At 76.4% G+C, this 25,276-nt stretch carries 29 protein-coding genes and 1 pseudogene; 16 read left to right on the top strand and 14 right to left on the bottom strand.

Annotated features, from left to right (window positions below):
• The first annotated feature begins 8 nt into the window (after window positions 1–8).
• From D459_RS0103360 to D459_RS0103340, 5 genes are all read left to right on the top strand, one after another.
• Complete coding sequence (locus D459_RS0103360) at window positions 9–920, top strand: Nif11-like leader peptide family natural product precursor (RefSeq protein ID WP_017591582.1); 912 nt, start codon at window positions 9–11, stop codon at window positions 918–920.
• A complete protein-coding gene (locus tag D459_RS0103355; protein WP_017591581.1) occupies window positions 917–1,897 on the top strand; it encodes an ATP-binding cassette domain-containing protein in 981 nt (326 codons plus the stop codon). Before D459_RS0103360 ends, D459_RS0103355 begins: the two co-directional genes overlap by 4 nt.
• On the top strand, window positions 1,897–2,712 hold the full coding sequence (locus D459_RS0103350) for an ABC transporter permease (RefSeq protein ID WP_017591580.1): 816 nt from the start codon (window positions 1,897–1,899) through the stop codon (window positions 2,710–2,712). The genes D459_RS0103355 and D459_RS0103350 overlap by 1 nt, the downstream gene beginning before the upstream one ends.
• A 56-nt stretch (window positions 2,713–2,768) precedes the next feature.
• Entirely contained in the window at window positions 2,769–3,401 is a 633-nt protein-coding gene (locus D459_RS0103345; RefSeq protein ID WP_017591579.1) for a class I SAM-dependent methyltransferase, read from the top strand.
• 67 nt (window positions 3,402–3,468) lie between these two features.
• On the top strand, window positions 3,469–4,875 hold the full coding sequence (locus D459_RS0103340) for a CoA transferase (RefSeq protein WP_017591578.1): 1,407 nt from the start codon (window positions 3,469–3,471) through the stop codon (window positions 4,873–4,875).
• Between the two features lie 389 nt (window positions 4,876–5,264).
• Here D459_RS0103340 and D459_RS0103335 read toward each other — a convergent pair whose 3' ends face one another.
• Both D459_RS0103335 and D459_RS0103330 read right to left on the bottom strand, forming a co-directional pair.
• Entirely contained in the window at window positions 5,265–6,179 is a 915-nt protein-coding gene (locus tag D459_RS0103335) for an aminoglycoside phosphotransferase family protein (protein ID WP_017591577.1), read from the bottom strand.
• A gap of 445 nt (window positions 6,180–6,624) precedes the next feature.
• The gene (locus D459_RS0103330) at window positions 6,625–7,317 is read right to left on the bottom strand and encodes a TetR/AcrR family transcriptional regulator (RefSeq protein ID WP_040709077.1); all 693 of its coding nucleotides are present in this window, start codon (window positions 7,315–7,317) and stop codon (window positions 6,625–6,627) included.
• Between the two features lie 53 nt (window positions 7,318–7,370).
• Between D459_RS0103330 and D459_RS0103325 the strand changes: the two genes are divergently transcribed.
• The 3 genes from D459_RS0103325 to D459_RS0103315 all read left to right on the top strand — a co-directional run bounded on the left by D459_RS0103325 (window position 7,371) and on the right by D459_RS0103315 (window position 9,999).
• Complete coding sequence (locus D459_RS0103325; RefSeq protein ID WP_017591575.1) at window positions 7,371–8,489, top strand: FAD-dependent oxidoreductase; 1,119 nt, start codon at window positions 7,371–7,373, stop codon at window positions 8,487–8,489.
• A 239-nt stretch (window positions 8,490–8,728) separates the two neighbouring features.
• A complete protein-coding gene (locus D459_RS0103320; RefSeq protein WP_017591574.1) occupies window positions 8,729–9,148 on the top strand; it encodes a hypothetical protein in 420 nt (139 codons plus the stop codon).
• Between the two features lie 38 nt (window positions 9,149–9,186).
• Window positions 9,187–9,999: a helix-turn-helix domain-containing protein gene (locus tag D459_RS0103315; protein ID WP_017591573.1), complete on the top strand. Its 813-nt coding sequence runs from the start codon at window positions 9,187–9,189 to the stop codon at window positions 9,997–9,999.
• A gap of 29 nt (window positions 10,000–10,028) precedes the next feature.
• Here the strand turns inward: D459_RS0103315 and D459_RS35770 are convergent, their stop codons facing one another.
• On the bottom strand, window positions 10,029–10,205 hold the full coding sequence (locus D459_RS35770) for a hypothetical protein (protein WP_017591572.1): 177 nt from the start codon (window positions 10,203–10,205) through the stop codon (window positions 10,029–10,031).
• 13 nt (window positions 10,206–10,218) lie between these two features.
• Between D459_RS35770 and D459_RS34075 the strand changes: the two genes are divergently transcribed.
• The 3 genes from D459_RS34075 (at window position 10,219) to D459_RS0103295 (ending at window position 11,424) form a co-directional block, all read left to right on the top strand.
• Window positions 10,219–10,440: a hypothetical protein gene (locus D459_RS34075; protein WP_206540749.1), complete on the top strand. Its 222-nt coding sequence runs from the start codon at window positions 10,219–10,221 to the stop codon at window positions 10,438–10,440.
• Window positions 10,437–10,595, top strand: coding sequence for a hypothetical protein (locus D459_RS35765; RefSeq protein WP_017591570.1), 159 nt, complete (start codon window positions 10,437–10,439; stop codon window positions 10,593–10,595). The genes D459_RS34075 and D459_RS35765 overlap by 4 nt, the downstream gene beginning before the upstream one ends.
• Window positions 10,596–10,764: 169 nt before the next feature.
• Window positions 10,765–11,424 carry a class I SAM-dependent methyltransferase gene (locus tag D459_RS0103295; RefSeq protein WP_017591569.1) on the top strand — a complete coding sequence of 220 codons (660 nt, stop codon included), beginning with the start codon at window positions 10,765–10,767 and terminating at the stop codon, window positions 11,422–11,424.
• A 27-nt stretch (window positions 11,425–11,451) separates the two neighbouring features.
• Here the strand turns inward: D459_RS0103295 and D459_RS0103290 are convergent, their stop codons facing one another.
• The 3 genes from D459_RS0103290 to D459_RS0103280 all read right to left on the bottom strand — a co-directional run bounded on the left by D459_RS0103290 (window position 11,452) and on the right by D459_RS0103280 (window position 13,319).
• Complete coding sequence (locus D459_RS0103290) at window positions 11,452–11,736, bottom strand: sulfurtransferase TusA family protein (protein ID WP_017591568.1); 285 nt, start codon at window positions 11,734–11,736, stop codon at window positions 11,452–11,454.
• A 104-nt stretch (window positions 11,737–11,840) separates the two neighbouring features.
• On the bottom strand, window positions 11,841–12,431 hold the full coding sequence (locus D459_RS0103285; RefSeq protein WP_017591567.1) for a hypothetical protein: 591 nt from the start codon (window positions 12,429–12,431) through the stop codon (window positions 11,841–11,843).
• A 66-nt stretch (window positions 12,432–12,497) separates the two neighbouring features.
• Window positions 12,498–13,319 carry an MBL fold metallo-hydrolase gene (locus D459_RS0103280; protein WP_017591566.1) on the bottom strand — a complete coding sequence of 274 codons (822 nt, stop codon included), beginning with the start codon at window positions 13,317–13,319 and terminating at the stop codon, window positions 12,498–12,500.
• A 57-nt stretch (window positions 13,320–13,376) separates the two neighbouring features.
• Here D459_RS0103280 and D459_RS0103275 point away from each other — a divergent pair, with 57 nt between their 5' ends.
• The 3 genes from D459_RS0103275 to D459_RS0103265 are packed head-to-tail and all read left to right on the top strand — an operon-like array spanning window position 13,377 to window position 15,390.
• Complete coding sequence (locus tag D459_RS0103275; protein WP_017591565.1) at window positions 13,377–13,832, top strand: MerR family transcriptional regulator; 456 nt, start codon at window positions 13,377–13,379, stop codon at window positions 13,830–13,832.
• Window positions 13,833–13,883: 51 nt separating this feature from the next.
• Window positions 13,884–14,111, top strand: a complete 228-nt coding sequence (locus tag D459_RS0103270; RefSeq protein ID WP_017591564.1) for a hypothetical protein — start codon at window positions 13,884–13,886, stop codon at window positions 14,109–14,111.
• 43 nt (window positions 14,112–14,154) lie between these two features.
• Window positions 14,155–15,390, top strand: coding sequence for a hypothetical protein (locus tag D459_RS0103265; protein WP_017591563.1), 1,236 nt, complete (start codon window positions 14,155–14,157; stop codon window positions 15,388–15,390).
• 1,351 nt (window positions 15,391–16,741) lie between these two features.
• On the opposite strand, the gene D459_RS0103260 is transcribed toward D459_RS0103265, so the two are convergent.
• From D459_RS0103260 to D459_RS0103250, 3 genes are all read right to left on the bottom strand, one after another.
• On the bottom strand, window positions 16,742–17,077 hold the full coding sequence (locus D459_RS0103260) for a hypothetical protein (RefSeq protein ID WP_017591562.1): 336 nt from the start codon (window positions 17,075–17,077) through the stop codon (window positions 16,742–16,744).
• Window positions 17,078–17,310: 233 nt separating this feature from the next.
• Window positions 17,311–18,012, bottom strand: coding sequence for a hypothetical protein (locus D459_RS0103255; RefSeq protein ID WP_017591561.1), 702 nt, complete (start codon window positions 18,010–18,012; stop codon window positions 17,311–17,313).
• A gap of 56 nt (window positions 18,013–18,068) precedes the next feature.
• Complete coding sequence (locus tag D459_RS0103250) at window positions 18,069–19,163, bottom strand: MerR family transcriptional regulator (protein ID WP_017591560.1); 1,095 nt, start codon at window positions 19,161–19,163, stop codon at window positions 18,069–18,071.
• A gap of 116 nt (window positions 19,164–19,279) precedes the next feature.
• On the opposite strand from D459_RS0103250, the gene D459_RS36465 reads away from it, so the two are divergent.
• A complete protein-coding gene (locus tag D459_RS36465; protein ID WP_017591559.1) occupies window positions 19,280–19,711 on the top strand; it encodes a YybH family protein in 432 nt (143 codons plus the stop codon).
• Between the two features lie 82 nt (window positions 19,712–19,793).
• Here the strand turns inward: D459_RS36465 and D459_RS36460 are convergent, their stop codons facing one another.
• Window positions 19,794–21,350, bottom strand: a complete 1,557-nt coding sequence (locus D459_RS36460; RefSeq protein ID WP_017591558.1) for an MFS transporter — start codon at window positions 21,348–21,350, stop codon at window positions 19,794–19,796.
• A gap of 26 nt (window positions 21,351–21,376) precedes the next feature.
• Window positions 21,377–22,264 (bottom strand): polysaccharide deacetylase family protein, encoded by an 888-nt coding sequence (locus tag D459_RS0103235; RefSeq protein ID WP_020380036.1) that lies wholly within the window; start codon window positions 22,262–22,264, stop codon window positions 21,377–21,379.
• Between the two features lie 98 nt (window positions 22,265–22,362).
• Here D459_RS0103235 and D459_RS34065 point away from each other — a divergent pair.
• Window positions 22,363–23,169 (top strand): annotated as a pseudogene (locus tag D459_RS34065) (LysR family transcriptional regulator); the annotation flags it as partial.
• 86 nt (window positions 23,170–23,255) lie between these two features.
• Here the strand turns inward: D459_RS34065 and D459_RS0103225 are convergent.
• The 3 genes from D459_RS0103225 to D459_RS0103215 all read right to left on the bottom strand — a co-directional run bounded on the left by D459_RS0103225 (window position 23,256) and on the right by D459_RS0103215 (window position 25,190).
• Window positions 23,256–24,116: an MOSC domain-containing protein gene (locus tag D459_RS0103225; RefSeq protein WP_026120021.1), complete on the bottom strand. Its 861-nt coding sequence runs from the start codon at window positions 24,114–24,116 to the stop codon at window positions 23,256–23,258.
• Between the two features lie 28 nt (window positions 24,117–24,144).
• Window positions 24,145–24,429, bottom strand: a complete 285-nt coding sequence (locus tag D459_RS0103220) for a putative quinol monooxygenase (RefSeq protein ID WP_017591554.1) — start codon at window positions 24,427–24,429, stop codon at window positions 24,145–24,147.
• Window positions 24,430–24,626: 197 nt separating this feature from the next.
• A complete protein-coding gene (locus tag D459_RS0103215) occupies window positions 24,627–25,190 on the bottom strand; it encodes a GNAT family N-acetyltransferase (protein WP_020380035.1) in 564 nt (187 codons plus the stop codon).
• Between the last annotated feature and the right edge of the window lie 86 nt (window positions 25,191–25,276).

Raw genomic sequence — 25,276 nt, 5'->3', positions numbered from 1 at the left:
ACCTCCCCATGTCCGTGGACGTCTGCACGGAGTTCCTCAAGGACGCCTCCTCCTCGCCCGAGCTGCAGAGGCGGATGCGCACCATGACCGGCCTGCGGGAGATCGTCCGGCTGGGCGACCGCAACGGCTACGTCTTCGACGAGCAGGACCTGATCACCGCCTCCTCGGTCTACCGGCCCGAGGAGGGCGCCGCGGTCCCGTCCTCGCTCTCCTCGGCCACCGCCGCCCCGTCGCCCGCCGAGACCTCCTTCCTGCACCACGAGTACGCCATCGCCGACCTGCCCGGCTTCGAGGAGGTCGCCGGGCTGCTGCCCCGGCTGAAGATCAAGCCGCCGTCGGTGGACGCCGACGCGTTCCGCGCCGGGCACCGGGAGGACGACCGGCTCTCCATGGAGTACTCCCCCACCGGCACGGAGTACGCCCGCTGGCGGGCCCTGCTGCCCGAGCAGGACGCCCAGCGCCGCGCCTTCCACCTGGTCAACCTGGACGAGCACGTCGACCACCCCGGCTACGACGACTACCTGGACGCCAAGGCCGGCGTCCTCGCCGCGCTCGAGCGGGCCTTCGGCTCGGAGGTGCGGTTCTCCGGCAGCATGTGGTACCCGCCCGGCGCCTACCGGCTCTGGCACACCAACGAGAACCAGCCCGGGTGGCGGATGTACATCATCGACTTCGACGCCCCGTTCGACGACCCCGGAGCGACGTCGTTCTTCCGCTACCGGGCCCCCGGCACCGGCGAACTGGTCACCCTTCCCGAGCGGCCCGGACTGGTCCGCTTCTTCCGGGTGGAGCAGGAGCCGGAGCGGCTGTTCTGGCACTGCATCGGCAACCCCACCCCGCGCGACCGGTGGAGCTTCGGGTTCGTCGTGCCCGACGACTGGGCCGCGCGGTTCGCCATGGCAGCCGGGCGGGGCGCGTGACCGAGGCGGCGATCCGGGCGGTCGACGTGCACAAGACCTACCGCGGCCGCGGCGGCACCGCCGCGGTCCGCGGCATCGACCTCCACGTCCGCCAGGGCGAGGCGTTCGGCTTCCTCGGCCCCAACGGAGCCGGGAAGACCAGCACGGTGGCGATGATGTGCACGCTGACCGCCCCCACCCGGGGGCGGATCGAGGTCGCCGGGCACGACACGGTCGCCGCGGCGCCCCGGGTGCGCCGGTCCATCGGGGTGATCTTCCAGGAGAGCACCCTGGACGGAGAGCTCACCGCCGAGGAGAACCTGCGCTTCCACGGCGAGCTGTACGCCCTGCCGGGCGCCGCCGCGGCCGCGCGCACCCGCGAGCTGCTCGGCCTGGTCGGGTTGGCGGACCGCGGCAGAGGACTGGTCCGCACCTTCTCCGGCGGCATGCGGCGCCGGCTGGAGATCGCCCGCGGGCTGATGCACCGCCCCCGGGTGCTCTTCCTGGACGAGCCCACGGTGGGCCTGGACCCCAACTCCCGGGCCGGGGTCTGGGAGCACCTGCGCGAGGTGCGCGCACGCGAGGACACCACGCTCTTCCTCACCACGCACTACCTCGAAGAGGCCGAGGAGTGCGACCGGATCGCGATCATGGACGCTGGCCGCATCGTCGCCGAGGGCACCCCCGCCGGCCTCAAGACCGCCGTCGGCGCCGACCGGATCGAACTACGCACGGGGGACGACCCGGCCGCCGCGCGGGCGCTCCGCGACCGGCTGGGGGTGGAGGCCGAGACCCCGGCCGCCGGCGGGGTGCTGGTGCGCAGCGGGGACGGCGCCGCCCTGGTCCCGCGGCTCTGCGCGGCCCTGGACGTGCAGGTGCACGCCGTCACCGTCACCAGGCCCACCCTGGACGAGGTGTTCCTGCACCACACCGGGCACCGGATCCGTGCCGACGGCGCCGGGGAGCACCCCGCCGACCCCGTCGGGACGGCGCGGTGATGCCGGTGGCGGTCCGGGCGGCGGCCGAGGCCCGCGCCGGCCGGATGGTCTGGCTCCGGGAGATGCTGCACTTCGTCCGGGACCCGGCGCGCACCGTGATGTCCCTGTTCCATCCGCTGCTCTTCCTGTGCATCCTCGGCATCGGGCTGTCCGGCCTGGTGCCCGGGGAGGGGTACGAGGCCTTCCTGTTCCCCGGTGTGCTGGTGATGGCGGCGCAGGCGCCGGCGATCAGCGTCGGGGTGTCGATCGTCTGGGACCGCCAGATGGGCTTCCTGCGCGAGATGCTGGTGGCGCCGGTGGCCCGCAGCACCCTGGTCGCCGGGAAGTGCCTGGGCGGGGCGACCATGGCGACCTGCACCGGCGGCGTCGTCCTGGCGTTCGCCGGGGTGGCCGGGCTGCCCTACGACCCGCTGCTGTTCGCCCTGCTCCTGGCCCAGCTGGCGCTGGCCTCGCTGACCATGACCGCGCTGGCGTCGCTGGTGGCGGTGGCCGTGCGCCGCGCGCAGACCTGCAACACCGTGCTCGGCGTGCTGGTCACCCCGATGGTGTTCCTCTCCGGGATGATGTTCCCGGTCAGCGCGATGCCGCCGTGGATGGCCGCGGCCGCCATGGCCAACCCGCTGACCTACGTCCTGGACGCGATGCGCCGCACCATCGCCGCGGCCTCCCCCGGCCACGCCGCCTCGTCCCTGTTCGAGCCGCTCACCCTGGGCGCCCGGCAGCTCCCCGTCGCCCTGGAGATGCTGCTGGTCGCCGGGTTCGCCCTGGCCGCCCTGGCCGCCGCCGGCGCCTTCTTCTCCCGGAGCGACGAGTAGCCCCGGACCGCCCCTCCCGGCCCCTCCCGGGCCGGCCGACCCGCTGCGGAGCACCGATGTTCAGCGACACCCTCACCGTCGTCCGCGAGTTCTGCCGGTCTCCGGTGCACACCGGGGCGCTCTCCCCGAGCTCGCGGCGGCTCGCCGAGGCGGTGACGGTGGTGGTCCCCGGGACCGGGGACCCGGTGGTGGTCGAGCTCGGCCCCGGGACCGGGCCGTTCACCGGGGCGATCCAGCGCCGGCTGGACGGCCGGGGCCGGCACCTGGCGGTGGAGGTCAACCCGAGGTTCGCCGAGGTCGTCTCGGCCCGCTTCCCCGAGGTGGAGGTGGTGCGCGGGGACGCGGCGCGGCTGGTCGCGCTGCTGGAGGAGAACGGCGTCGGCGCCGCCGACGCCGTGGTCAGCGGGCTGCCGTGGGCGGTCTTCGCCCCGCGGGTGCAGCGCTCCATCCTGACCGCGGTCGCCGCCTCCCTGGCGCCCGGCGGCGCGTTCACCACCTTCACCTACGAGCACGCCCGCCCACTGCCCGCGGCGATCCGGTTCCGCCGGCTGCTCGGCACCGTCTTCGAGGAGGTGGTGACCGGCCGCACCGTCTGGGCCAACCTCCCCCCGGCCGTCGTCTACCACGCCCGCCGCCCGCGCCCCGGCCACCCGCCGCCCGGCACGGCCGGAGGCGGCACCGGCCCGTGAGCGGCCGCGCCCGAAAGGGCGGTGCCCCGGCCCGGGGCCGCCGGGGCGGGGCGTGGATCATGGGTCCATGGCGAGCGAACCCGATGCGGCCACCGCCCACGCCTGGAAGGCGCTCGGCGGGGCCGCGGACCTGGCGGCGAAGGTCTCCTACCGGGGAGCGGGCGAGGTGCTCCCCGCCGTGCTGCCGGTGCGGGAACTCGCGCGCGCGGCGGTCGGGGCGTGCTCCCTCGCCGCCGCCGAGCTGCTGGCCGCGCGGAACGGGGGCGCCGTCACCGGGACGGAGGTGGACGAGGCGGCCGTGGCCACCGCCTTCACCAGCGAGCGGCACCTGCTGGTGGACGGCCGCGAACCGACCCCGTTCGCGCCGCTGTCGGGCTTCTGGAGGACCGCCGACGGGTGGGTGCGCACCCACGCGAACTACCCGCACCACCGCACCCGGCTGCTGGGTGCGCTGGGCATCGGAGCCGGCGGAGGGCGCGGTGGTGCGGGCGCCGCGCCGGTGGAGCGGTTCGCCGAGGCGCTCGCGGGGCTCACCGCGGTCGAGGTCCAGGAGAGGGCCTATGCGGCCGGCGGTCTCGCCGTCGCCGTGGCGCCCGCGCCGGACAGGGGATCCGCGGCGCACGGCCGGCCCCTGGCCGAGGTCGAGGAGGCCGGCGGAGCCGGCGGGCGCCGGCTGCCGCCCGCTTCCCGGCCCGCCGCCGGGGTGCGGGTCCTGGACCTGACCCGGGTCATCGCCGGCCCGGTCGCCACCCGGACCCTCGCCCTGCTCGGGGCGGACGTGCTGCGGGTGGACCCGCCGGGGCTCCCGGAGGACCCCGACACCCACATCGACACCGGCCCGGGCAAGCGCTCCACCCTGCTGGACCTGGACTCCGCCGAGGGGCGGAGCACCTTTCGCCGACTGCTCGACTCGGCCGACGCGGTCGTGACCGGGTACCGGCCCGGTTCCCTGGACCGGCGCGGACTGGCGGCCGAGGAGCTGACGGCCCACCGCCCCGGCCTGGTCGTCGCCGGGCTGAGCGCCTGGGGGCGGTCGGGCCCGTGGGCGGGGCGGAGGGGTTTCGACAGCCTGGTGCAGGCGGCCACGGGCATCGCGGCGATCGAGGCGGGCGCCGACGGCCGCCCGGGCGTGCTGCCCGCCCAGGCCCTGGACCACGGCACCGGTTACCTGCTGGCGGCGGGGGTGCTGCGGGCGCTGGCCGACCGGCAGGCCGACGGCCGGGGCCGCCTGCTGCGGTTCTCACTGGCGGGGACCGCCCACTGGCTGCTGCACGGCATCGCTCCGGTCCCCGCGGCAGCGGGTGCCTACCGGGCGGCCGACTGGCTGACCTGGACCTCCTCCCCCTACGGGCGGCTGCGCCACGCGCTCCCCCCGGTCCGCTGCGCGGGCTCCCTTGAGAACTGGGCGACCCCGCCCACCCGCTGGGGTACCGACCGCGCCGCCTGGTCGGACACCGGGGAGGGCGGTGCGTGACCGGGGCGTCCGCCCCTCCGCACCGCGCCCGCTCGGGCACGCCGGAACCGGAGCGGGAGCGCCCCGCCCCTGCTCTCGCGGACTCTGGGCGCCCGGAGGGGCGGACGCAGGCCGAGGCCGTGCTCCCGGCCGGCCCCCGCTCGGCCCGGTGTCGGACCGGCCGCCCGGCCTTCGGAGACGTGCCTGCCGGGCAGGAAGCGGGTGGTGCCGATGCCGCCGGCGGAACCGCTCCTCCTGAAAGCGCCCGCCTCGGCCCGCCCGCCTCGGCGGCGGATCGCGGTCCGCCACCGGCGTCGGGCCGGCGGCGTGCCCGCCGGAGCGGAAGCGCCCGGCGCGGATCGTGCGGCGGCCCGTCCGGCCCGCTCCGGTGGTTCGCCGGGTCCGGCCGCTCAGGCGGCCGTTGCGGTGAGGCGGCGCAGGGCGGCGCGGGCGGGTGGGCCCCAAGTCGGCTTGCCTCCGGGGCGGCCGTGGACGCCGGCGTCCGCGACGTGGAGGGCGCCGAGCGCGCGCAGCACCGCCCAGCCGCGGGCGCGGCGCAGGGCGGCGGCGTCGGGGGCCGGCCGGTAGGCCCGGTGGAAGCGGTCGATGGCGCCGTCCGGCAGCAGGGTCCAGGCGGCGGCGAGGTCGAAGGCGGGGTCGCCGGCGAAGAGGTCGCCGAAGTCGATCACCCCGCAGAAGGCGCCGTCCGAGGTCAGGACGTTGGCCGGGTGCAGGTCGCCGTGGAGCCAGAGGTTCGGGCCCGCCCACTCGGGCGCGGCGGCGGCGTCCTCCCAGACCGCGCGGACGGCGTCCGGGTCGCGGACCAGCCCCAGGTCGGCGGCGGAGGCGAGCTCCCGGTCGAGGTACTCGGCGGTGTCGGCCAGCGGACCCCCGCGGCCCCGGCCCGCCGGCGCCCCCTCAGGGGCGGGCCGGTGCAGGGCGGTCAGGAAGGCGGCCAGGGCATCGGCCGCCTCGGCGCCGCGCGCGGCGGGGGCGCGGTCGGCGGGTTCGCCCTGCACCCAGGTGGTGACGAGCCAGGGCCGGGGGAACCGCTCGGAGGGCTCGCCGAGGCGCTGCGGGACGGGGACCTGGAGGGGAAGGCGCGGGGCGAGGGCGGGCACCCAGGCGTACTCCTTGCGCAGCAGCGCGTCCGCGGACTCCGTCGCCCAGGGCAGCCGGACGGCGAGGTCGTCGCCGAGCCGCCACAGCTGGTTGTCCCAGCCGCGCGCGCCGAGCTTCAAAGGGAGGTCGGCCAGGTCGGGATGCTGTTCGCGGAGCAGCTCCCGGATCAGCTCCGCGGTGATCCCGCTCTCGGTGGTCGTCATGGGGAGCAACGGTAGCGGGCCGGTCCCTTGGGTTCGGCCTCCTTTTTCGGAGCCGCGATGGCGCGGCCGGCGGCGAGGCCGTGCTCGCTTCCGGCGGGGCGTTCTCCGCCACCGGCGTGCCGGCCGGCGGGGCCTCGGCCCCGCCGATTCCAGCGGCCGATGGGGGCTCCACGGGACCGGGTGCCCGGCGACTCCGTCCACCCGCCGGTCGGTGGCGGCGGACCCGGCCGCCCCGGCGGCGTCCGGCTCTCCACGACCGGCCGGGAGGCGGTGGCGTTCCCCGCCGGATCCGGACGGGACGCGGACCCTGCGCGCCGGCCCCGCCCGGATCCGGCGGGATCCGGGCCCCGGGTCGTCGCGGGGAGCCGAGGGGAAAGGGCGGTCGGCACCGGGGAACGCCCCGCCGGCCGCTCCTTCCCGGGCCGGGCTCCTCCGGTCGGCGGTCTCAGGCGGGCGGTGCGGCGAGTCCGGCGGCCACGGCGTCGAGGACCCAGTCCAGGCCGGCCGCGAAGGACGTCTCGGGGTCCACGTCCGTGCCGTCGTGGACGGCCTTGGCCAGGGCCGGGAAGCGGCCCGTGGCCAGCATCCTCGTCATGTACGGGCCGGCGGCGCGCTGCCAGTCGCGCTCGGACAGGCCGGTGGCGCGCTCGGCCCGCAGGCGCGCGACCTCGCGCCTGATCGCGCCGGTGAAGTAGGCACTGACGGTCTCCACGGCGCGCATGGCGGTGTCGATGTCGGCGAGGCCGTCGAAGGCGGCCAGCGTGGCCTCGGCCACCGCGAGGCCGTTCGGACCCAGGGCCGGGCGGCCGCCGAGCAGGTCGGCCAGCCATTCGTGGCGGAGGGCGGCCCGCCGGGTGCGGTGGGCGAGGCCGCTCAGGGCCTCCCGCCAGTCACCGGGCCGCTCCTCGGGGAGGAGCTCGGCCTGGACCTCGTCCACCATGAGGTCGAACAGGTCCTCCTTGGTGGAGATGTATCCGTACAGCCGCATCGGGCCGACGTCCAGCCGGGCGGCGACCTTGCGCAGCGACACCGCGGCCAGCCCGCCCTCGTCGGCCAGTGCGACGGCGGCGGCGACGATCCGCTCCCGGTCGAGCGGCACGGGGCGAGTCGGCGGCTCCGGCCGGTCCCATACGGTCATGGTCACACCGTACTATTGCGATACACCGTAACAGTAAAATACGGTGTATCGACATGAGACACCGCATCGCCGTGGTCGGCGCCGGCCCCGCCGGCCTCGCCTTCGCCCGCGTCATGCACCGCCGCGGCCACCCCGTCACCGTCCTCGAACGCGACCCCTCCCCCGACGCCCGCCCCCAGGGCGGCGTCCTGGACCTGCACGAAGAGCTGGGCCAGCTCGCCCTGGACAAGGCGGGGCTGCTGGAGGGGTTCCGGGCGCTGTCCCGCCCCGAGGGTCAGGCCATGCGCATCCTGGACACGGACGGGACCGTCCTGCGCGACTGGCGCCCCCGCCCGGGCGACCTGGCCAACCCCGAGATCGACCGCGGGCACCTCCGCGACCTGCTCCTCGGCCCCCTCGGCGTCCAGTGGGGGCGGGGCGTGGCGCGGGTGGTGCCGGGGACCCCGGACGGCACACTGGTCCACTTCGCGGACGGGCGGCGGGAGGCGTTCGACCTCGTGGTCGGCGCGGACGGCGCCTGGTCCAGGGTCCGCCCGGCGGTCTCGCCGGCGGCGCCGCACCACACCGGCGTCACCCTGGTCGAGACCTCCCTGGACGACGTCGACGCCCGCCACCCCGACCTCGCCCGGCTGATCGGCGACGGCGCCCTGGCCGTGTACGGGGTGAACCGGGCCCTCGTCGCCCAGCGCGGCAGCGGCGGCCACGTCAAGGTGTACGCCCAGTTCCGCGCGGCGCCGGAGCGGCACGCGGACCCCGGACCGGCCGGCGCCGAGGCCGTGCGGTCGGACCTGCTGGCCCTGTTCGACGGCTGGGCCGACCCCGTCCTCGAACTCGTCCGCCGCGGCACCGCATTCGTCCGCCGTCCCCTCTACGTCCTGCCCGCCTCGCACACCTGGGCCCACGTCCCCGGGGTGACCCTGCTGGGCGACGCCGCCCATCTGATGCCCCCGCTGGGGGCGGGCGCGAACCTCGCGATGCTGGACGGCGCCGAGCTCGCCGAGGCCGTCGCGGCCGGCCCCGGAGATCCGGACGGGGCCGTCCGCGCCTTCGAGGAGCGGATGTGGGAGCGGGCCGGCCGGTGGGCGCGGATCACGGCGGCCGGGCTGGAGCGCCTCGTGGGCCCGGACCCCGCCGAGGCCCTCGCCCTCTTCGACGAGGTCCAGCCGTCCTGACCGCCGAGCGCGGGAGCGCCGGCGCCCCGCCGCGGCCCCTTCCGGCGGAGCGCCGCCCGCGGTAGGGGCCCCGCCGCAGGCCGGGCGGGCCGGTGCGCGGCGGCCGGACCAGGCCGGCGGCGCCGCACGGGAGCCGGGCGGGTCGGCGGGCCCTTTACCCCGCGGGTAATCGACCTTCCTCCCCGCGGCGGTGATGCTCATGGTGCACCGGACGAGACGTCCTCCGAAAGGGGATCCCCATGAGCACCTCCACCAAGGCCCCGGCCGCCCGGTCCGACCGCCCGCTGCGCATCTGGCTCGGGGCGGACGCCGCCGCCTGCGCGGCGTCCGGGGTGCTGCTGGCCGCGGCCTCCCCCTGGCTGCCCGCGCTGCTCGGCTACCCGGCGGCGTTCCTCGTCCCGGCCGGGGTCTTCCTGGTCCTGTTCGGGGCCTGGCTGGGGGCCATGGCCTCCGGGCGGGGCCTCTCCCGGACCGCGGTGCGGGCCGCGGTGGCGGCCAACGCGGCGTGGGTCGCGGGCAGCCTGGCGCTGGCGCTGTCCGGGGCGTTCGGGCCGACGCTCCTCGGCACCGCGTTCGTCCTGGTCCAGGCGGCGGCCGTCGCGGTCATCGCCTGGGGCGAGGCCGCGGCGCTGCGCGGGGCCGGTCCGGCGTCCGCGTGAATCGGTGCCATACTTCGGCGACGATCCGGGAGGCGGGCATGGCGACGGCGGTGGCGGAGGGCAGGCGGGTCGGCGAGCTGCTCAGGGAGTGGCGCAACCGGCGCAGGATCAGCCAGCTGGAGCTGTCCCTGCAGGCGGAGGTGTCGTCCAGGCACCTGAGCTTCGTGGAGACCGGGCGGTCCCGGCCCAGCAGGGAGATGGTGCTGCGGCTGGGCGACTGCCTCGGGGTGCCGCTGCGCGAGCAGAACCGGCTGATGCTGGCCGCCGGCTACGCCCCGGTGTTCGCGGAGCGGCCGCTGGCGGGCGCCGGCATGGGGCCGGTGCGCGAGGCGGTCCGCCGCATCCTCGCCGGCCACGACCCCTACCCGGCGGTGGTGGTCGACCGGGCCTGGAACATGGTCGACGCCAACGGGAGCGCGGCCGCCCTGCTCGAAGGCGTGCACGAGGACCTGCTCGCGCCGCCGGTGAACGTGCTCCGGGTCAGCCTGCACCCGGAGGGCATGGCGCCGTCCATCGCCAACCTCGGCGAGTGGCGCGGGCACCTGCTGCACCGGCTGCGGTCGCAGGCGGAGTGGACCGGCGACGCCGGCCTTGAGGCCCTCTACCGGGAGCTGCTCTCCTACCCCGGCGGCGACCGGGACGGCCGGGGGCGCGGGGAGGGCGGGGCCGCCCCGGGCATCGCGGTCCCGCTGCGGCTGCGCCGGGGGGCGGCCGAGCTGTCCTTCATCTCCACCGTGGCCACCTTCGGCACCCCGCTCGACGTGACCGTCTCCGAGCTGGCCATCGAGTCGTTCTTCCCCGCCGACGAGGCGACCGCCCGGGCCCTGGGCGGCGCCCGCTCCGGTTCCTGAGGGGCCGGCCCGGGGCCGCCCCTCCCCGGCTACAGGTCGGCCGGCCTGTGCTCTTCGACGGTCTCGGCGAAGGCGCGGATGAGCTCGGTCTCGGCGGCGGTGCGCCAGACCGGGGCCCAGCGGGCGGGCGGCGCGTCGTGGACGGAGTGGACGGCCTGCGCGTGCACGGGGGAGACCGCCTCTCCGGTGGCGAGGATCGGGGCCATCTGCTCGAAGGCGGTGACGTGCGGTCCGACGGGGACGGACCGCCGCCGGGTCGCGGTGGTGGACGCCGGACGCCCGCGCAATGCGCCGGCCGAGCACATGCACGGCTTCCTGTCCCGGGACGGGACGGCGCCGTCCGCGCTGCTGGAAGCGGGCCGGGCTGAGGCCGCCGGGTACGGCGCGGACCTGATCGAGGACCGGGTGGACCGGATCGAGCCGGGTTCGCCTGGGACATGAAGTCGATCCGCACGCCGGCCGAACGCGACCGCACCGACATCGCGTCGTGGTCGCGGTTCGACCGCGGCGGCCACCGGACCGCCCACGACGCCCCCGACCTGCTCGCCGCCGACATCACCCGGTTCTTCACCGGGCTCGCCGAGGGGGCCGCCTGATCCGGGGCCGCCTCCGCCGGACCGGCCCGGCGGAGGCGGCCCGTACGGGTCATCCTCTGACCGGGTGTTCCATGGGTGATGGAATGGATCTTGCCGATCGGCGGGGCGTCACCGCGCCTCCTCCCCCGCCGCGACCCGCGGTCCGAGGCCGCACCGAAGGAGACCGGAGATGGGCACCGACCTGAGCGCCGCGCAGCGCGACCACTGGCGGCGGGTCTACGCCGAGAACCCCGCCATGTACGGCTCCGAGCCCTCGGCCCCGGCCCGGTGGGCGGGCGCGGCGTTCGCCGAGCGCGGGGCCCGCACCGTGCTGGAACTGGGGGCCGGCCACGGCCGCGACACCCTGTGGTTCGCCTCCCGGGGGCTGGCGGTCCAGGCCTGCGACTTCAGCGCCTCCGGGCTGGAGCAGCTCGACGCGGCCGCCGCCGAGCGGGGCCTGTCCGACAGGGTGGAGACCCGCCTGCACGACGTCCGCGACCCGCTGCCCCTGGCCGATGCCAGCGTGGACGGGGTCTTCGCGCACATGCTGCTCTGCATGGCCCTGTCCACCGACCGGATCCGCGCCCTGGTGGGCGAGGTCCGCCGGGTCCTGCGCCCCGGGGGCGCCCTGGTGTACACGGTGCGCCACACCGGCGACGCCCACTACGGCGCGGGCACCGCCCACGGCGACGGCATCTTCGAGCACGGCGGGTTCGCCGTGCACTTCTTCGACCGCGCCCTGGTCGACGACCTCGCCCGGGGGTGGCGTCTGGAGGAGGTGCACCCCTTCACCGAGGGAGAGCTGCCGCGCCGGCTGTGGCGGGTCGTCCAGACCAGGCCCCGGGACTGACGCCGCCGGACCGGCGCCGCGCGCGGCTCAGCGGGCGGGATGCCAGGGGTTCCCCGGCCGGGTCGCCGCCGGGGCCGCGGAGACCCGCAGCCCGTAGGCGGGCCGGCCGTGGCCGGCGACCGGCCCGAGGTAGGTGTGGCCGGTCAGGTGGCACCAGGCGGGCAGGTCCAGGGGCGCCGCCGGGTCGGTGGCGATCAGGTGCACCACCGCGCCCGGCGCCAGATCCGCCAGCCGCCCCCGGAGCCGGAGCAGCAGCCGCACGCAGGCCAGGTCGCCTCCGTCGATCACCAGGGGGTTCTCGGTACCGTGCACGGGCTCTCGGCTCCTTGCTCTCGGACTCTCGGCGGGGCGGCCGCAGCCATCGAACACCGGCGGGCGCTCCGGGGGAACCCCTCCGGTGTCCGTCCGCACCGGCCTCACGGCAGGTAGGGGCTCATCCAGGCGGCGAACCGCTCGCCGTGGCGCCGGTGGGCCTCGTCCAGGACGTCCTGGATGTTCTCCGGCGGGGTGAGATCGAAGTTCTCCCGGAGCCAGGCGCGGTAGTCCTCCCGGGCCTTCCGGATGGCGGCCAGCGCCTCTTCCGTGTCCACGTACTCGTCCTCGTCCAGCTCCTCCTTCCACTCCTCCAGGGTGGGCCCGCGGAAGTAGGGGGCGTCGCCGTGGTCGACGCCGAGCTCGGAGTCCTCGGCCAGGAGCAGCAGTCCGCGCAGGTCGCAGGCTGCGACGCCCTGCCCGCCCTCGTCGCCGAAGATGACCACGGGCAGCGAGGCGAGGTCCTCGCGGTCGTCGCAGCGCCACAGGGCGTAGAACGAGCCGGAGCCGTTGGCCTGCGCGAAGGGGATCAGCCGGGAGAGGAACTCCGGGTCGGACGGCCCGCCGGCCCGCAGGCCGGAGTCGTCGCCGTACTCCCTCATCATCTCGAAGCCGTCGGCGATCCGGAAGTTCCCCAGGCTCTCCTCCAGCTCCTTGAGCAGGTTCAGTTCTCGAACGGGCGAATAGGGGGCCATGCCGCCTCCTCCGGTCGGTTCCGTCTCGGGTCCGCGCACGGTACCGGTCGGCGGTGACGGCCGGGCTCAGCCGGCGGATCCGGCCCGCTCCCGGCGGCGGAGGTCCCAGGGGTCGTGGGCGCAGACCACGTCCACCCGGTCGCCGTGCTCGCGGCGGAGCGCCCGCAGCGCCTCCCGGGTGGCCGACCGCGCCTCCCCGTCCACCTGGGAGTCCAGCTGCACCAGGTCCATCAGCGGGTGGCCGTGCGGGGCGTCCGGGTCGAGTTCGCGGTGGTAGTAGTAGGCGTCCCCGGCGTGCAGCAGCCAGCGGCCGCCGTCGCGCACCGCCACCCCGGCGTGCCCGGCGGTGTGCCCGGGGAGCGGGACGAGCAGCACGTCCGGCGGCAGCCCGTCCAGCTCCCGGGCGCCGGGCAGGCCGAACCAGTCCTCGCCGCCGCCGGCGCCGTAGGTGGTCCAGCGCGGGCCGTGCGCCCAGTGCCCCGGCCGGTACCTGCGGCTCGGCGCCTCGGCCCGGGCGGCCCGCAGCTCCTCGGCCATGACGTGCACCGCGGCGTGCGGGAAGTCGGGCAGGCCGCCCGCGTGGTCCAGGTCCAGGTGGGTGAGGACGATGTGCCGGACGTCGGCGGGGTCGTGGCCGAGTGCGGCGACCCGCCGCACCGCCGTCTCCTCCGGGTCGAGCACCGGGCGGGTGAACTCCACCCATTCCCGGCCCAGCGAGCCGTCCGGGTCCCGGACGTCGTTCAGGCCCAGGCCGGTCTCGACCAGGACCAGCCCGGAGGCGTCGGTCTCCAGCAGCAGGGTGTGGCAGACCGCGCGGGCCGGTCCGGGGCCCTCGTAGGTCGGGTCGATGGTGAGCATGGAGCCGGTGCTGAAGTGGTGGATCCGCATGCGCCTACACTGCGACTTGAAGCGCGGTTCAAGTCAACTTCGGCGGCGGAGGACGGCATGGCGGAGGCGGGCCCCGGCGGGCTGCTGGACATCGGCGAGGTGGCGCGGGAGAGCGGGCTGGCCCCCTCGGCGCTGCGGTTCTACGAGAAGAAGGGGCTGATCGCCGCCGCGGCCCGGAACGGCCTGCGCCGCGCCTACGACCCGGGCGTGCTGCACCGGCTCGGGCTCATCACCTGCGCGCGCAGCGCCGGCTTCAGCATCGCCGAGGTCGCCGCGCTCCTCTCCGCGGGGCCCGGCGACGAGGGGCTGCGCGAGCGGATGGCCGCCAAGGCCGAGGAGGTGGACGAGGCGATCGGCCGCCTCACCCGGCTCCGGGACAGCTTGCGGCACGCCGCCGGCTGCGGCCACGACCCGCTGGTCGAATGCCCGGAGTTCAAACGGGCCGTGGGCCGCGTCCCCGACCCGGACGCGGAGCCGTGCACCTCGGCGGCGGGCGCGGGCCCGGTGCCCTGATCGGCGTCCGCCGCGGCCGGCCTCCCCGGCGCCCCGCTCCGGGAGCGGGCCGTGGCGCGGATGCCGGCGGCGCCGACGGAGACCGCGTGCACTCGGCCGGCCGGGTCGGCGCTGACCGCGGCGGCCTGGAGCGGCGGCGGCTGGCCCGCCGTCTGCGCCCTGGGCGCGGCCCTGTCCGCGACCGGCCTGCTGCTGTGGCTGCTGGAGCGCCGCTCGGTGGCGGCCCCGCCCCGAAACGGCGCCTCCGGGGCCCTCGCACGGCAGGGGCCGCTTCCCTAGCCTTGTCCGAACGGGCGGACGGAACCGATTCGAAGGATCCCTCATGGCGGCGGAGCACGGCCCCGACCGGTGGCTGACCGACTACACCCTGCTGGCACTGCGCACCGGCCGGTGCGCCCGGGAGGCCGGCGCGACGGCCCTGGTCGACCGGTACGGGGTGGACGACCTGGCCGAGCAGGTCGAGGCCGAAGAGGCCCCGCGGGCCGGGCGGCTCGCCGAGGACGCGGCCGGGCTGGCCGAGCGGCTCCCCTCCCAGGGGTTCGACGCGCACCGCTCGGCGTTCCTCGGCGACCAGCTCGCGGCGGTGCAAGCGATGGCCGAGCAGCTGGACGGCGCCGGACGGCCGCTGCGCGAACTGGTCCGGCACTGCGTCGGGGTGGAGGGGGCGCCCGTCCCCGAGTCCGAGTTCGAGGCCGCGCACGACCTGCTCGACCGGGCGCTGCCGGGCGGGGCCGGCCCGCTCGCGCGGCGGCTGGACGAGTGGCGGACCGCCCACCTGCTGGACGACCCGGCGGCCCTCCCCGGCCTGATCGAGCGGGCCGCGGCCGAGACGCGCCGGCGCACCGCCGCCCTCATCGGCCTCCCGGAGGAGGAGACGGAGGTGCGGATCGTCTCCGGCGCGGCCTTCCACGGGGCCGGCTCCTACCAGGGCGGCGGGCGCTCCGTGCTCTACGTCAACTCCGACGTCCCGCTCAACCTGGCCGACCTGTTCCACCTGGTCTCGCACGAGGGCCACCCGGGCCACATCGCCGAGGGCGCGCTGAAAGAGGTCCACTTGGTCGACGGGGAGGGGTACGCCGAGCAGCGGGTCCGGTTCATGCCCTCGCCCCAGTTCACCGTCAGCGAGGGGATCGGCCTGCACGCCCAGTCCATCGCCTTCCCCGGCGACGAGGCCCAGCGCTGGCTGCGCGACAACGTTCTGGCCGAGCGCGGCATCACCGCGGACGGCGGGGACTTCGCCGCGATCCACGGGGCCCGGAACCGGCTCTGGGGCGCCTGGGCCAACGCCTCCCTCCTCATCGACGAGGGGCGCCCGGAGGACGAGGCCCTGGCCTACCTGGCCCGCTGGGCGCTGCTCTCCGAAGCCGAGCTCGACGCGGCCCGGGCGGTCTTCTCCGGGCCGGGCGGCGGACCGTACATCTTCGCCTACCACCACGGCCACCGCCTGCTGGCGGAGTGGCTCGACGCCCCGGACCGCCCGACCCGCGTCCGTCGGCTGCTCACCGAGCAGCTCCGCATCACCGACCTGGCCCCGGACACGGAGGAGGGCACCGGATAAGGCCGTTCCGGGCGGCCCCGCCGACCAGGGGACCATGCCCCGCATGCCGGGTTCGCAGCGAAGGCCGGGAGGGGGCCGGCCGGTCGGTCGGTCGAGCGCGGCGCCTCGCGGAGCGAAGGTCAAGACGAGCGGCGACGGCAGCGGTAGGAGCGGGGCGAGGGTGGTCGCCCGGGCGCGCGCCCCACGGGGCCGGGGTTCAAGCGGGCAGCGACGGCGGGAAGGGGGACCGGCCGGTCGGTCCGGCGCGGCGCCCCACGGAGCGAAGGTCAAGACGAGCGGCGAGGGCGGGAGGGGGCCGGGCGCCGCGTTCACCGGCCCGGCCCGCACCCACCAGGGAGCCTTATCCCCATATGCCCGGTTCGCGGCGAGGGTCGGGCGGGAGCGGGGGCGCCCTGCGCACTGCGAGAGCACCCCGATTGCATCTACCAGCGAGTAGCAAGCCCCCAGACCCCCACCACCCCCTCGCCGATCACCCAGAGTGGCCAAGGCGGGCCCTCCCCGCAGGGCAAATACGACATCTCGCCCCCGCGCCGCCCCTGCCCGGGTTCCGGCCCCCTGCCTCCCGGCCTTCCGGGCCGCTCGAACCCCCGAACACCGGCCCGAACGGCCCCAATCGGGCCGCCAAGGGGCCGATCCGGGCCGGGATGCGCGCCCGGGAATCACCGGGGTGCTCTCGCGATGCGCAGGGCACCCCACCCCACCATCGCCCTACGTATTCACCCAGGTCAAAGAGGGGCAGCGGTTTCAGAGGCGGCCGGCCCCGCCGCCCGGGCGACGCGGGAACGGCGAACCCGCCACCTGCCCCCCCCCCTGCCGCCCCACCCCGCTCTGCCGCACCCGACCGACCAGCCGGTCCCCACCGCCGCCCTCGCTGCCAGCCTGAACCCCCGCCCCGCGAGACGCCGCACCCGGCTGAGGCGCCCGGCCCCGCCCCTGCCTCCGCCGTCGCCGCCGGTCTGAACCCCGGCCCCGTGGGGCGCCGCGCCCGACCGACCGGCCGGTCCCCTCCCTGCCGTCGCTGCCGGTCTGGACCTCCGCTCCGTGGGGCGCCGCGCCCGGGCGACCACCTGCACCCCGCCCCTACCGGCGCCGCCGCCCGTCTTGACCTTCGCTCCGCGGGGCGCCGCGCCCGACCGACCGGCCGGCACGCCCTCCCGCCGTCGCTGCCCGCTTGAACCTGCACCCGGTGGGGCTCGACTCCCGGGTGACCACCTGCACCCCGCCCCTACCGCTGAGGCGGGCTGGCCGGGGCGGACCGAGTGAGTCGGATCGGAAGGTAGACCGATCTGGCCGTTCGACGTGGTCTGGCGATGCGGCGCTCCCGAGGGAGGCCCCCACGTTGGGTGGCGGGTCAGGACCGCCAGGTTCGCACCACGTGCAGCACGACCGCGATCACGGCGAGGATCCCCCACGCCATTCCCTCGGGGGTGGACTCGGCCATCCAGGCGGCGGCGATGATACCGACCGCGCCCCATCCGGCGACCTTGCGCGTCCGCTCGAAGCGCGTGGCGGAGTCGGGCCGCCCATGCTCCCCCTCGCGCTTCGGTGCGGTCTCCGATTCCATGCGCGTGGCCAGCGAGTCGGTGATCTCGGTGTCGAACTCCGGGCCGAGTTCGCGTGCGGTGGAGATCGCGGCGGCGATCTCGGTGCGCAGGTCGGTGGTGCGGGTGGAGGGGGTGGTGCCCATGGCGCCTCTCCTTCAACGGTGTCACAAGCCGTGGCCACCCGAGGGCGGGGAGTCCTCAGAGTAGACGTGATTCTTCCGAATGCCCGGCAACAGGACAAGTACGCAGCGGGTTCACCCGACCGCGACCAGGTCAGCGCTCCGGCTCACCGAAGAACACCGGCATCGCCCCTTTCCGGCTTGCCTTGTCGGCCCCCGGTCGGCCCCGCCGGAGAGGCCGCCGCGCCTCCTCGCGGTCAGGCGGAGGCGCCGTTCACGGTGCGCAGCGCCTCTTCCAGGGCGGACTGGTCGGCGCCGGAGAGCATCCGGGCGGCGTGCACCATGTGCAGGGCGGTGGCCAGCCGCTCCCGGTCCTCTTCGGTGCCGAGGTCGCCGAGGAGGGCGGGGAGGATCAGGGCCAGGGCGCGCAGTCCGCCGCCCCCGCCGCTCCCTCCATCCCCGCCGCACTCGCCGCGCCCGCCCAGCCGGGCGGCCAGCGACTCCAGTTCGGGCGCCCAGGGGCGCGCCGGGACCGCGCCGGTGGAGCGCAGCCCGTCGGCGACGGCGTACCGGAGCCAGTCGGCGTACTGCCCCGGGGGCGCCTCCGGGAGCCGGGCGGCGGCCCGCTCGTAGTGCTCCCGGGCAGGCCCCGGCCGGCCCAGGTCGCGGTGGGCCTTGGCGATGTTGAGGTGCAGCGAGGGGTAGAACCCGGCGACCCGCTCGCCGCCGACCAGGTCCGCGCGGCGCAGGCACTCCCGGTTCCAGTGCAGCGCCTCCTCCGGCGTCGCCTGCTGCCGGGCCAGGTAGTGCGCGGCGATGCACGCCCCGTAGTCGTCGGCGGCGGCCTCCCAGGCGCGGTGGAACAGGTCGCGCGCGTCGTCCGGGCGGCCTTCGGCCTCGGCCCGCATGCCCTGGGCGCACAGCCGCACGACGGCGTCGTCGGTGTCGTCGGGGTTCATTGGACTCTCTTCCTCTGCTCTTCTTCTCGTGTTCCGCCGGCCCGCGGGCCGGGCGGTCATCCCTGCCGGACCGGCATGACCAGGGTGGTGAAGCTGCCCTGGTCGGCGGAGCGGACCAGCACCGGGGCGTCCGGTCCGGAGACCTCCAGCAGCACGTCGGGACCGACCGCGGAGTCGACCGCGGGCAGCAGCGTCCGCACCTCGAAGGCGATGACCAGCGGCGGGCCGGTGCAGACGGCGGGGAGCTCCGCCGCCTCGCGGCCCGGGGCGGCCAGGGTGAGCCGGTCGCCGTCGGTGCGCAGGACGACGCGCAGGACGACCGGGTCGGCCGCCCCCGGTTCGGCGAGCGCGGTGCGCAGCGCCGACCGGTCCGCGATGATCCGGTGCCGGGCGGCGGGCAGGCCGTCCAGGACCGGCCGGTAGTCGGGGAACTCCTCCTCGGAGGCGGGCAGCGGGAGCGACCGGTCTCCGCCGAGCAGCCGCGCACCCCGGCCGTCCGCCTCGATGCGCACCTCCGGCAGGCGCACCGCCCAGGCCGCGGCGGCGGTCAGCTCCCCGGTGCCGACCAGCAGCCGGCGGCGGGGGCCGTCCAGGGAGAGGGGGCGCAGCGTGCGCACCGCCAGCCGGTAGCGGTCGGTGGCGGCCAGCCGCACCTCCTGGCCGTCCAGTTCGATCAGCACCCGGCCGAGCGCCGGGAACTCCTCCCGGTCCGGGCCGGAGGCGGCGGAGGGCGCCACCTGGCGCACCGCGCCGGCCAGCTCGGCCCCGCCGACCACCGCCCTGGTCGCGGCGGTGCCCTCCAGGCCCTCCAGGCCGCACAGGATCTCCCCGACCGCGGCCCGGGCGGCCTCGGCGGTGTCCAGGGCCCGTGCCGCGTGCGCCTCCAGGACCGCGCGGGCCTCCTCCCGCGGGCCGTCGAGCACCGCCGACGCGCCGGTGAGCGGCATCCCGGCCTCGCGCAGCCGGCGCAGCAGCACCGCGCGCGGCTCCTGCTCGGCGGAGTAGTACCGGTAGCCGGTCCCGGCGTCCACCCGGGCCGGGTGCAGCATCCCGCAGTCGTCGTAGAAGCGCAGCGCGCTGGGGGCCAGCCCGACCCTGCGGGCGAAGGCCCCGATGCTCATCAGCGGCTCGGCGCCGCCCGTCTCGTCCATGCCGCCGATTGTCGGCCTTCGAGCGGCTCGAAGGTCAAAACGGGGCGCGGCGCCTCCGGCCCCGAGTTGCGGCCGAGCGGCGGCCGAGAAAGTTTACCTGGTAAACTGTGGGGGTCATGGCGATTCGAACCGAACGACATGACGACTCCATCGACCCCGCGCCGCTCGGCGACGACCCCGCCGCGCTCATCGGCGCCGCCGTCGCACTCTTCAACGCCCGGGACACCGCCGGGCTGAACCGGCTCTACCACCCCGATGCGGTCATGGTCCCCGCCCCGGGGACGCCGATGACCGGGGAGCGGCGCACCGCGGCCCTGGCCCACCTGGTCTCGCTGGGCCTGCGCATGCGCGCCGAGGTCCGCCAGGCCTACCGGGGCGGCGACACCGCGCTGCTCCTGGTCGAGTGGTCGCTCCGCGGCACCGGCCCCGGCGGCGCCCCCATGGACCTCTCCGGCACCGCCACCGACGTGGTCCGCCGCGGCCCCGACGGCCGCTGGCGCTACGCGGTGGACAACCCCTTCGGCACCGATTCCCCGCCCGCGCCCTGACCTGTGCCGGGGCCCGCCTTCCCGAGGCGGGCCCCGGCCTTCTCCGCGGCCCGCTCCGGGCCGGTCCGGCGCGGGGCCCCGGTCAGGAGCCGACCGGTTCCTCCTCCCTTTCCTCCTCCCCGCCGCCGGCCGGAGGCGCGGGCGTGCCGGTGGGCGGTACGCGCCGGAGCAGGGTCACCGCGAGGACCGCGGCGAGGGCGGCCAGGAGGGCCGCTCCCCCGGCGGCGGTGTTGAGGCCCGCGGTGAAGGCGGCGCCGGCCTGGTCGGTCAGCGCCGAGGCCTGGTCCGCGGGCAGGCCCTCGGCGGCGTCCAGGGCGCCCGGCAGGGTGTCGCCCGCCGCCCCGGGCGCGCCGTCCGGCATCTGAGCCCGGTAGACGGCCGTTCCGATACTGCCGAGCACGGCGATGCCGAGGGAGACGCCGAGGTCGCTGGCGGTGGTGTTGACCGCGGAGGCGGCACCGGCCTTCTCCGGCGGGGCGGAGCCGATCACCAGGTCGGTGGTGAGCGCCATGCTCGGCGCGACCCCGGGGTAGAGCAGGTAGAAGCCGACGATCAGCAGGAGCAGGCCGCCCGCCTCCACCTGGGTCAGGACCAGGTACCCGGAGACCGACAGGAGCGCGCCGCCGGCCACCGCGTAGGCCGGGCGGACCCGGCGGGCGATCCTGGGCGAGAGCGTCGAGACCGCCACCAGCGCGAGCGCGGCCGGCAGGATCCACAGCCCGGACTCCAGCGGCGACAGCCCGGCCACCAGCTGCAGGTACTGGGTGAAGAGCAGGTAGACGCCGCCGAGGGCGATCGAGGAGGAGAGGAAGACGCCGAGCGCCCCGCTGAACGTGCGGTCGGCGAACAGCCGCACATCGAGGAGGGGCATCGCGAGCCTGAGCTGGCGGCGGACGAAGACCACGGACAGCAGCAGCCCCACTCCCGCGGTGCCGAACGCGACGGCGGTCGGCCCGTGCTTGGCGAACTCCTTGATGCCGTAGACGATCGGCAGCAGCGAGGCCATCGACAGCAGCACGCTCGGGACGTCCGGCGCGCCGGCGCCGGGCGCCCGGTACTCGGGGACCAGTACCGGGGCCGCGATCAGCACCAGCGCCATGACCGGCACGCCGATCAGCAGCGCCGCCCCCCACCAGAACGACTCCAGCAGCAGGCCGCCGACCAGCGGACCGATCGCGACACCGACCGAGACCGAGGCGGCCCACATCCCGATGGCGGTGCCCCGCTGGCGGCCGTCCTGGAACATGTTGCTGATCAGCGACAGGGTGGAGGGCATCACTCCGGCCGCTCCGACGCCCATCGCGGCCCGGGCCGCGATCAGCAGCCCCGCGTCCGGGGCGAAGGCGGCCGCGGCGGAGGCCGCCCCGAACACGGCCGCGCCGAAGAGCAGGACCCTGCGCCGGCCGATCCGGTCGCCGAGGGTCCCCATCGCGACCAGCAGCCCGGCCATGACGAGGCCGTAGACGTCGTTGATCCACAGCAGCTGCCCGCTGCCGGGTTTCAGGTCGGCGGCGATCTGCGGGGTGGCCAGGAAGAGCACCGTCATGGCCAGGAACAGCAGGATGGTCGGCAGCAGCAGTACGGCCAGGCCGAGCCACTCTTTCGCCCCGGCGCGCGGGGCGGGGACAGGGGATGACATCGTTCTCGCTCCAGGGGGTCGGTGCTTCAGCGGCCGCCGCGCGCACCGTCGGAGACGGTGCCGGCGTAGTACTCGGCGATGTCGTCGCTGGTGGTCAGCCAGACGTCGGGCTGCGCGGCGAGGTGGGCCAGGGCCCGGTCCAGGTACTTCGCGCGGAACGCCTGGCCGATGGCGAACGGGTGCAGCGCCAGGGCCAGCACCCGCCCTCCGCCGTTCCGGGCGTCGGCGCTCAGCTGCTCGTACTGGTCCACGACGATCTGCAGGAACTCCGGGCCGGTGGTGCCCTTGCCGAACAGGCCCAGATCGTTGAGCTCGACCGTGTAGGGGACGCTGAGCATCCCGGGCACGTTCAGGGGGTAGGGCCGGTCGTCGTTGGTCCAGTCCAGGACGTAGTCCAGGCCGAGCTCGGCCAGGAGCTCCGGGGTGTGGAAGGTCTCGGTCAGCCCCGGCCCCATCCAGCCGCGCGGCCGGCGCCCGGTCGCGCCGGCGATGGTGTCGACGATGTCGGTGAGGACGGCGCGCTCCTCGTCCCGGTCCATGCCGGTGTGCAGGACCGAGTTGGTCCGCCCGTGCGCGAGCCAGGCCCAGTCCCGCTCCAGGCCGGCCTTGACGATCTGCGGGTAGTGGCGGGCGGCGTCGGAGTTGATCAGCCCGCTCGCCCGGAGCCCGTTCCGGTCCAGGATCTCGATGATGCGCCAGATGCCGACCCGGACGCCGTAGTCGCGCCACCCGTGGTTGAGCGCGTCGGGCACCAGGTCCGCGGTTCCGGGCCAGATGCTGGTGGAGGGGCGGCCGACCAGGAAGTGCTCGATGTTCAGGCCGACGTAGACGGCGACCTTCGCGCCGCCGGGCCAGTCGAAGGCGGGGCGCTCGGTGATCGGGCTGTAGTCGAAGGGGACGTTGCCGGTTGTCATGGCGATCATGCTGGCCGCCGGGGCGGGCCGTAGCGAGACCGATCTGCTCTACCATCGGTGAGCACGGCTCACCGGTCGGGAGGGGTGCTCGGAGGGGAATGGAACGTCACGAGATCGAGGCCTTCCTGGCCGTGGCCGAGGAGCTGCACTTCCGGCGCGCCACCGAGCGGCTCGGGCTGGCCCAGGGGCGGGTCAGCCAGATCATCGGGCGGCTCGAGCGCCGGCTCGGTGTGGCGCTGTTCACCCGCACCAGCCGCCGGGTCTCCCTGACCCCCGCCGGGAAGCGGCTGCGCGACGCCCTGGAGCCGGCCTACCGGCAGATCCAGGCGGCGGTCGAGGAGGCCGCCGCGACCGGCAGGGGCGTCGCCGGGACGCTGCGCGTCGGCTTCTCCTCCCAGTGGGCGAGCGACATGGTCCTCAAGGCCGCCGAGGCGTTCCGCGCCTCCCACCCGGCCTGCGCGGTCGAGGTCCAGGAGGTGCAGCTCTCCGACACGTTCGGCCCGCTGCGCGCCGGAGAGCTGGACCTGCAGCTCACCGAGTTCCCGGTCGAGGAACCGGACCTGGTCGCCGGGCCGGTGGTCTTCTCCGAGGCGCGGGCCCTCCTGGTGCCCGCGCGGCACCCGCTCGCCCGGCTCGAATCGGTCTGCCTGGAGGACCTGGCCCGCGTCCCGCTGGTCACCGTCTCAGGGGAGAGCCCGCGGTACTGGCACGACGGCCTCTATCCCCGCCTGACCCCGCGGGGGCGGCCGATCCGGCGCGGCGCCACCGCCCGGTACTGGGCGGAGGTGCTGTCGCTCGTCGCGTCCGGCCAGGGCGCCTCCCCGGCGGCGCTGCGCGCCGCCGATTACCACGCCCGGCCCGGTGTCGCCTTCGTCCCGTTCCGCGACGCCCCGCCCCTGGAGTACGGCCTGATCTGGCGGCGCGACGGCCGCACGGCGCGGGTGCGCGCCTTCACCGAGGCCCTCTGCCGGATCGCCTTCAGGGGCCGGAGTCAGCCCAGAACCGCGGCCAGCCGCTCGCCGAGGCCCTGCTCGGGGGTGTCCCAGGAGGTGGGCTCGAAGGGGTCGCCGACCGCCAGGACCCCGGGGCGGACCACGGAGAACTTGGCGCCGAAGGAGACGCCGCCGTCGTCGGCGCGGCGGTAGCCGGCCAGGGTGCGCAGCGGCTCCGGCCCGGCCTTCTCCCCCGCCTCCTGGTCGACCGTGGTGACCGCGCAGCGGATGCAGACCTTGGCGTAGCCGAGCTCGGCGGTGCCGGCCCGGGCGGTGCGCACCCGGTCCTCGGTGTGCGGGTCGGGCCAGCCGGAGACGACGATGTTCGGGCGGAACCGGTTCATCGGCAGCGCCTCGCCGCCGGCCGCGCAGATCCGCTCGTTGAGCAGGTCCAGTGAGGCGAGCGAGAGCACCAGCAGTGCGGTGCTGTCCGCGTAGCCGCTGGTGCCCGGGGTCAGCCCGGACACCCGGCGGTCGTGGTCCGGCGGTACCCGGACCAGGCGGGAGCGGGCGCCCAGCACCTCGGAGAGCCACTCCGCGGCCGCGTCGCCCTGGTCCAGCCCGGTGAAGCCCTTCTTGTGCAGCAGCACCCCGGTGCGCGGGCCCTCCGGGTCGGCCTTGAGGTCCAGTGGTTCGACCCCGGGGGCGTTCAGGACCAGGCGGGCGCCGCCGTCGGCGGCCTCCGGGCGGATCCGCGCCATCCGCGGGTCCTTGCGCTGGCTGCGGAACACGCCCTCCTCGTCGACCACCATGAAGGTGCGGTCGTGCTCCAGCCCCGCGGGGGTCAGGGCGGTGCTGCGCACCGGCGTTCCGGCGCATCCTTTGACGGGGTAGGTGACGAGTTCCGCGATACGGGCCATGGCCGCGAGCGTATCGCTCCGGGCGGGTTCAGGGCGCCTCCACCCCGGCGATCAGGTAGCGGGCGACGGAGGCGTCCAGGATCGCGGCGGACTGGTCGTCGGGCGGCCCGGAGCCGCGGAACCGGTCCAGTGCGGCCGCGGTCTCCCACCGCTCGTAGACGTCGATCCGCCCGGGGTCCAGCAGGTCCGCGGAGAGCGCGAAGTCCAGGCACCCTTCGGCGGCCCGCGCCTGCCGCACCACCTCGGCGCACCCGCGCAGGTAGGCGTCGCGCTCCTCCGGGGCGACGCGGATGCTTCCGGCGATGATCAGCATGGTCCCCCTCCCGCGTCCCTCGGCCGGGACGGCCGCGCGGAGCCCGCCGTCCGACGGTGTCCTCCCGGTAGAGCAGAACGCTACACCGCGAACCCGGCGGACGGCGGAAGGCGCCGCGGTGCCCGGCCCGAGGCGTCCGCCGTCAGGCCGGGCACCGTACCGGGCGGGGGCGGCCGATGCCGCCGCCCCCCGGGGGGTCACCCTTCGGAGCGGTCCGCTCCGGTGAATCCGTACCGGAGCACGCCCTCGGGGGCGGCGGCGAGCCGGTGGAAGCCGGCCTTCTCCAGCACCCGCACCGAGGCCGGGTTGGACGGTTCCACCTCGGCGGTCACGGTGCGGACGCCGGGGGCGGTGAGGGCGAACCCGGCCAGCGCGCGAGCGGCCTCAGAGGCGTAGCCGCGGCCGCGCCGGGAGGGCACGATCCCGTATCCGATCTCCAGGGCGCCCTCGGCGGGCGGCCAGAACAGGCCGATCGAGCCCACCGCGAGGCCGCTCTCCCGCTCGACGACCAGGCGGTGGCCGTGCTCGCCGAGCCAGGCGGGGCGCTCCCCGATCAGGCCCGCGATGACGCGGTCGCCTTCGGCGGGGAAGTCGTCCGCCCAGAGGTCCGCCCTGGGGCCGGAGAGGACCGCGCCGACGTCGGCCCCGGTCCAGGGGCGGAGGGCGAGGCGGTCGGTGACCAGGTCGGTCCGGGAGGGTGCGGGCGGGGAAGAAGAGTGGGACATGTGGTTCTCCAGGTCGTCGAAGCGACCGGACCGCACTCGTTCAGGCGGTCCGGGCAAGGGCATGCCGATGAAGGCCTGCGGCGGCCATATTCATCGACCTCCCCGTCCCGGAGTCGCGCGTC

The organism is Nocardiopsis potens DSM 45234, assembly GCF_000341105.1.
In the GTDB taxonomy this organism is placed as follows: Bacteria; Actinomycetota; Actinomycetes; order Streptosporangiales; family Streptosporangiaceae; genus Nocardiopsis_A; species Nocardiopsis_A potens.
The sequence above is the reverse complement of the archived record's forward strand: the minus strand, read 5'-3'. Positions and strand labels throughout refer to the sequence as shown.

What these genes read in the sequence shown, in the direction of transcription:
- D459_RS0103325 (WP_017591575.1), top strand. Translation starts at nt 7,371, where the DNA reads ATGAGACACCGCATCGCCGTGGTCGGCGCCGGCCCCGCCGGCCTCGCC.
- D459_RS0103345 (WP_017591579.1), top strand. Translation starts at nt 2,769, where the DNA reads ATGTTCAGCGACACCCTCACCGTCGTCCGCGAGTTCTGCCGGTCTCCG.
- D459_RS0103280 (WP_017591566.1), bottom strand. Translation starts at nt 13,319, where the DNA reads ATGCGGATCCACCACTTCAGCACCGGCTCCATGCTCACCATCGACCCG.
- D459_RS0103220 (WP_017591554.1), bottom strand. Translation starts at nt 24,429, where the DNA reads ATGCTGATCATCGCCGGAAGCATCCGCGTCGCCCCGGAGGAGCGCGAC.
- D459_RS0103265 (WP_017591563.1), top strand. Translation starts at nt 14,155, where the DNA reads ATGGCGGCGGAGCACGGCCCCGACCGGTGGCTGACCGACTACACCCTG.
- D459_RS35765 (WP_017591570.1), top strand. Translation starts at nt 10,437, where the DNA reads ATGAAGTCGATCCGCACGCCGGCCGAACGCGACCGCACCGACATCGCG.
- D459_RS0103320 (WP_017591574.1), top strand. Translation starts at nt 8,729, where the DNA reads ATGAGCACCTCCACCAAGGCCCCGGCCGCCCGGTCCGACCGCCCGCTG.
- D459_RS0103315 (WP_017591573.1), top strand. Translation starts at nt 9,187, where the DNA reads ATGGCGACGGCGGTGGCGGAGGGCAGGCGGGTCGGCGAGCTGCTCAGG.
- D459_RS0103330 (WP_040709077.1), bottom strand. Translation starts at nt 7,317, where the DNA reads ATGACCGTATGGGACCGGCCGGAGCCGCCGACTCGCCCCGTGCCGCTC.
- D459_RS0103250 (WP_017591560.1), bottom strand. Translation starts at nt 19,163, where the DNA reads ATGGACGAGACGGGCGGCGCCGAGCCGCTGATGAGCATCGGGGCCTTC.
- D459_RS36460 (WP_017591558.1), bottom strand. Translation starts at nt 21,350, where the DNA reads ATGTCATCCCCTGTCCCCGCCCCGCGCGCCGGGGCGAAAGAGTGGCTC.
- D459_RS0103235 (WP_020380036.1), bottom strand. Translation starts at nt 22,264, where the DNA reads ATGACAACCGGCAACGTCCCCTTCGACTACAGCCCGATCACCGAGCGC.
- D459_RS0103360 (WP_017591582.1), top strand. Translation starts at nt 9, where the DNA reads ATGTCCGTGGACGTCTGCACGGAGTTCCTCAAGGACGCCTCCTCCTCG.
- D459_RS0103295 (WP_017591569.1), top strand. Translation starts at nt 10,765, where the DNA reads ATGGGCACCGACCTGAGCGCCGCGCAGCGCGACCACTGGCGGCGGGTC.
- D459_RS0103335 (WP_017591577.1), bottom strand. Translation starts at nt 6,179, where the DNA reads ATGACGACCACCGAGAGCGGGATCACCGCGGAGCTGATCCGGGAGCTG.
- D459_RS35770 (WP_017591572.1), bottom strand. Translation starts at nt 10,205, where the DNA reads ATGGCCCCGATCCTCGCCACCGGAGAGGCGGTCTCCCCCGTGCACGCG.
- D459_RS0103255 (WP_017591561.1), bottom strand. Translation starts at nt 18,012, where the DNA reads ATGAACCCCGACGACACCGACGACGCCGTCGTGCGGCTGTGCGCCCAG.
- D459_RS36465 (WP_017591559.1), top strand. Translation starts at nt 19,280, where the DNA reads ATGGCGATTCGAACCGAACGACATGACGACTCCATCGACCCCGCGCCG.
- D459_RS0103340 (WP_017591578.1), top strand. Translation starts at nt 3,469, where the DNA reads ATGGCGAGCGAACCCGATGCGGCCACCGCCCACGCCTGGAAGGCGCTC.
- D459_RS0103350 (WP_017591580.1), top strand. Translation starts at nt 1,897, where the DNA reads ATGCCGGTGGCGGTCCGGGCGGCGGCCGAGGCCCGCGCCGGCCGGATG.
- D459_RS0103275 (WP_017591565.1), top strand. Translation starts at nt 13,377, where the DNA reads ATGGCGGAGGCGGGCCCCGGCGGGCTGCTGGACATCGGCGAGGTGGCG.
- D459_RS0103225 (WP_026120021.1), bottom strand. Translation starts at nt 24,116, where the DNA reads ATGGCCCGTATCGCGGAACTCGTCACCTACCCCGTCAAAGGATGCGCC.
- D459_RS0103260 (WP_017591562.1), bottom strand. Translation starts at nt 17,077, where the DNA reads ATGGGCACCACCCCCTCCACCCGCACCACCGACCTGCGCACCGAGATC.
- D459_RS0103285 (WP_017591567.1), bottom strand. Translation starts at nt 12,431, where the DNA reads ATGGCCCCCTATTCGCCCGTTCGAGAACTGAACCTGCTCAAGGAGCTG.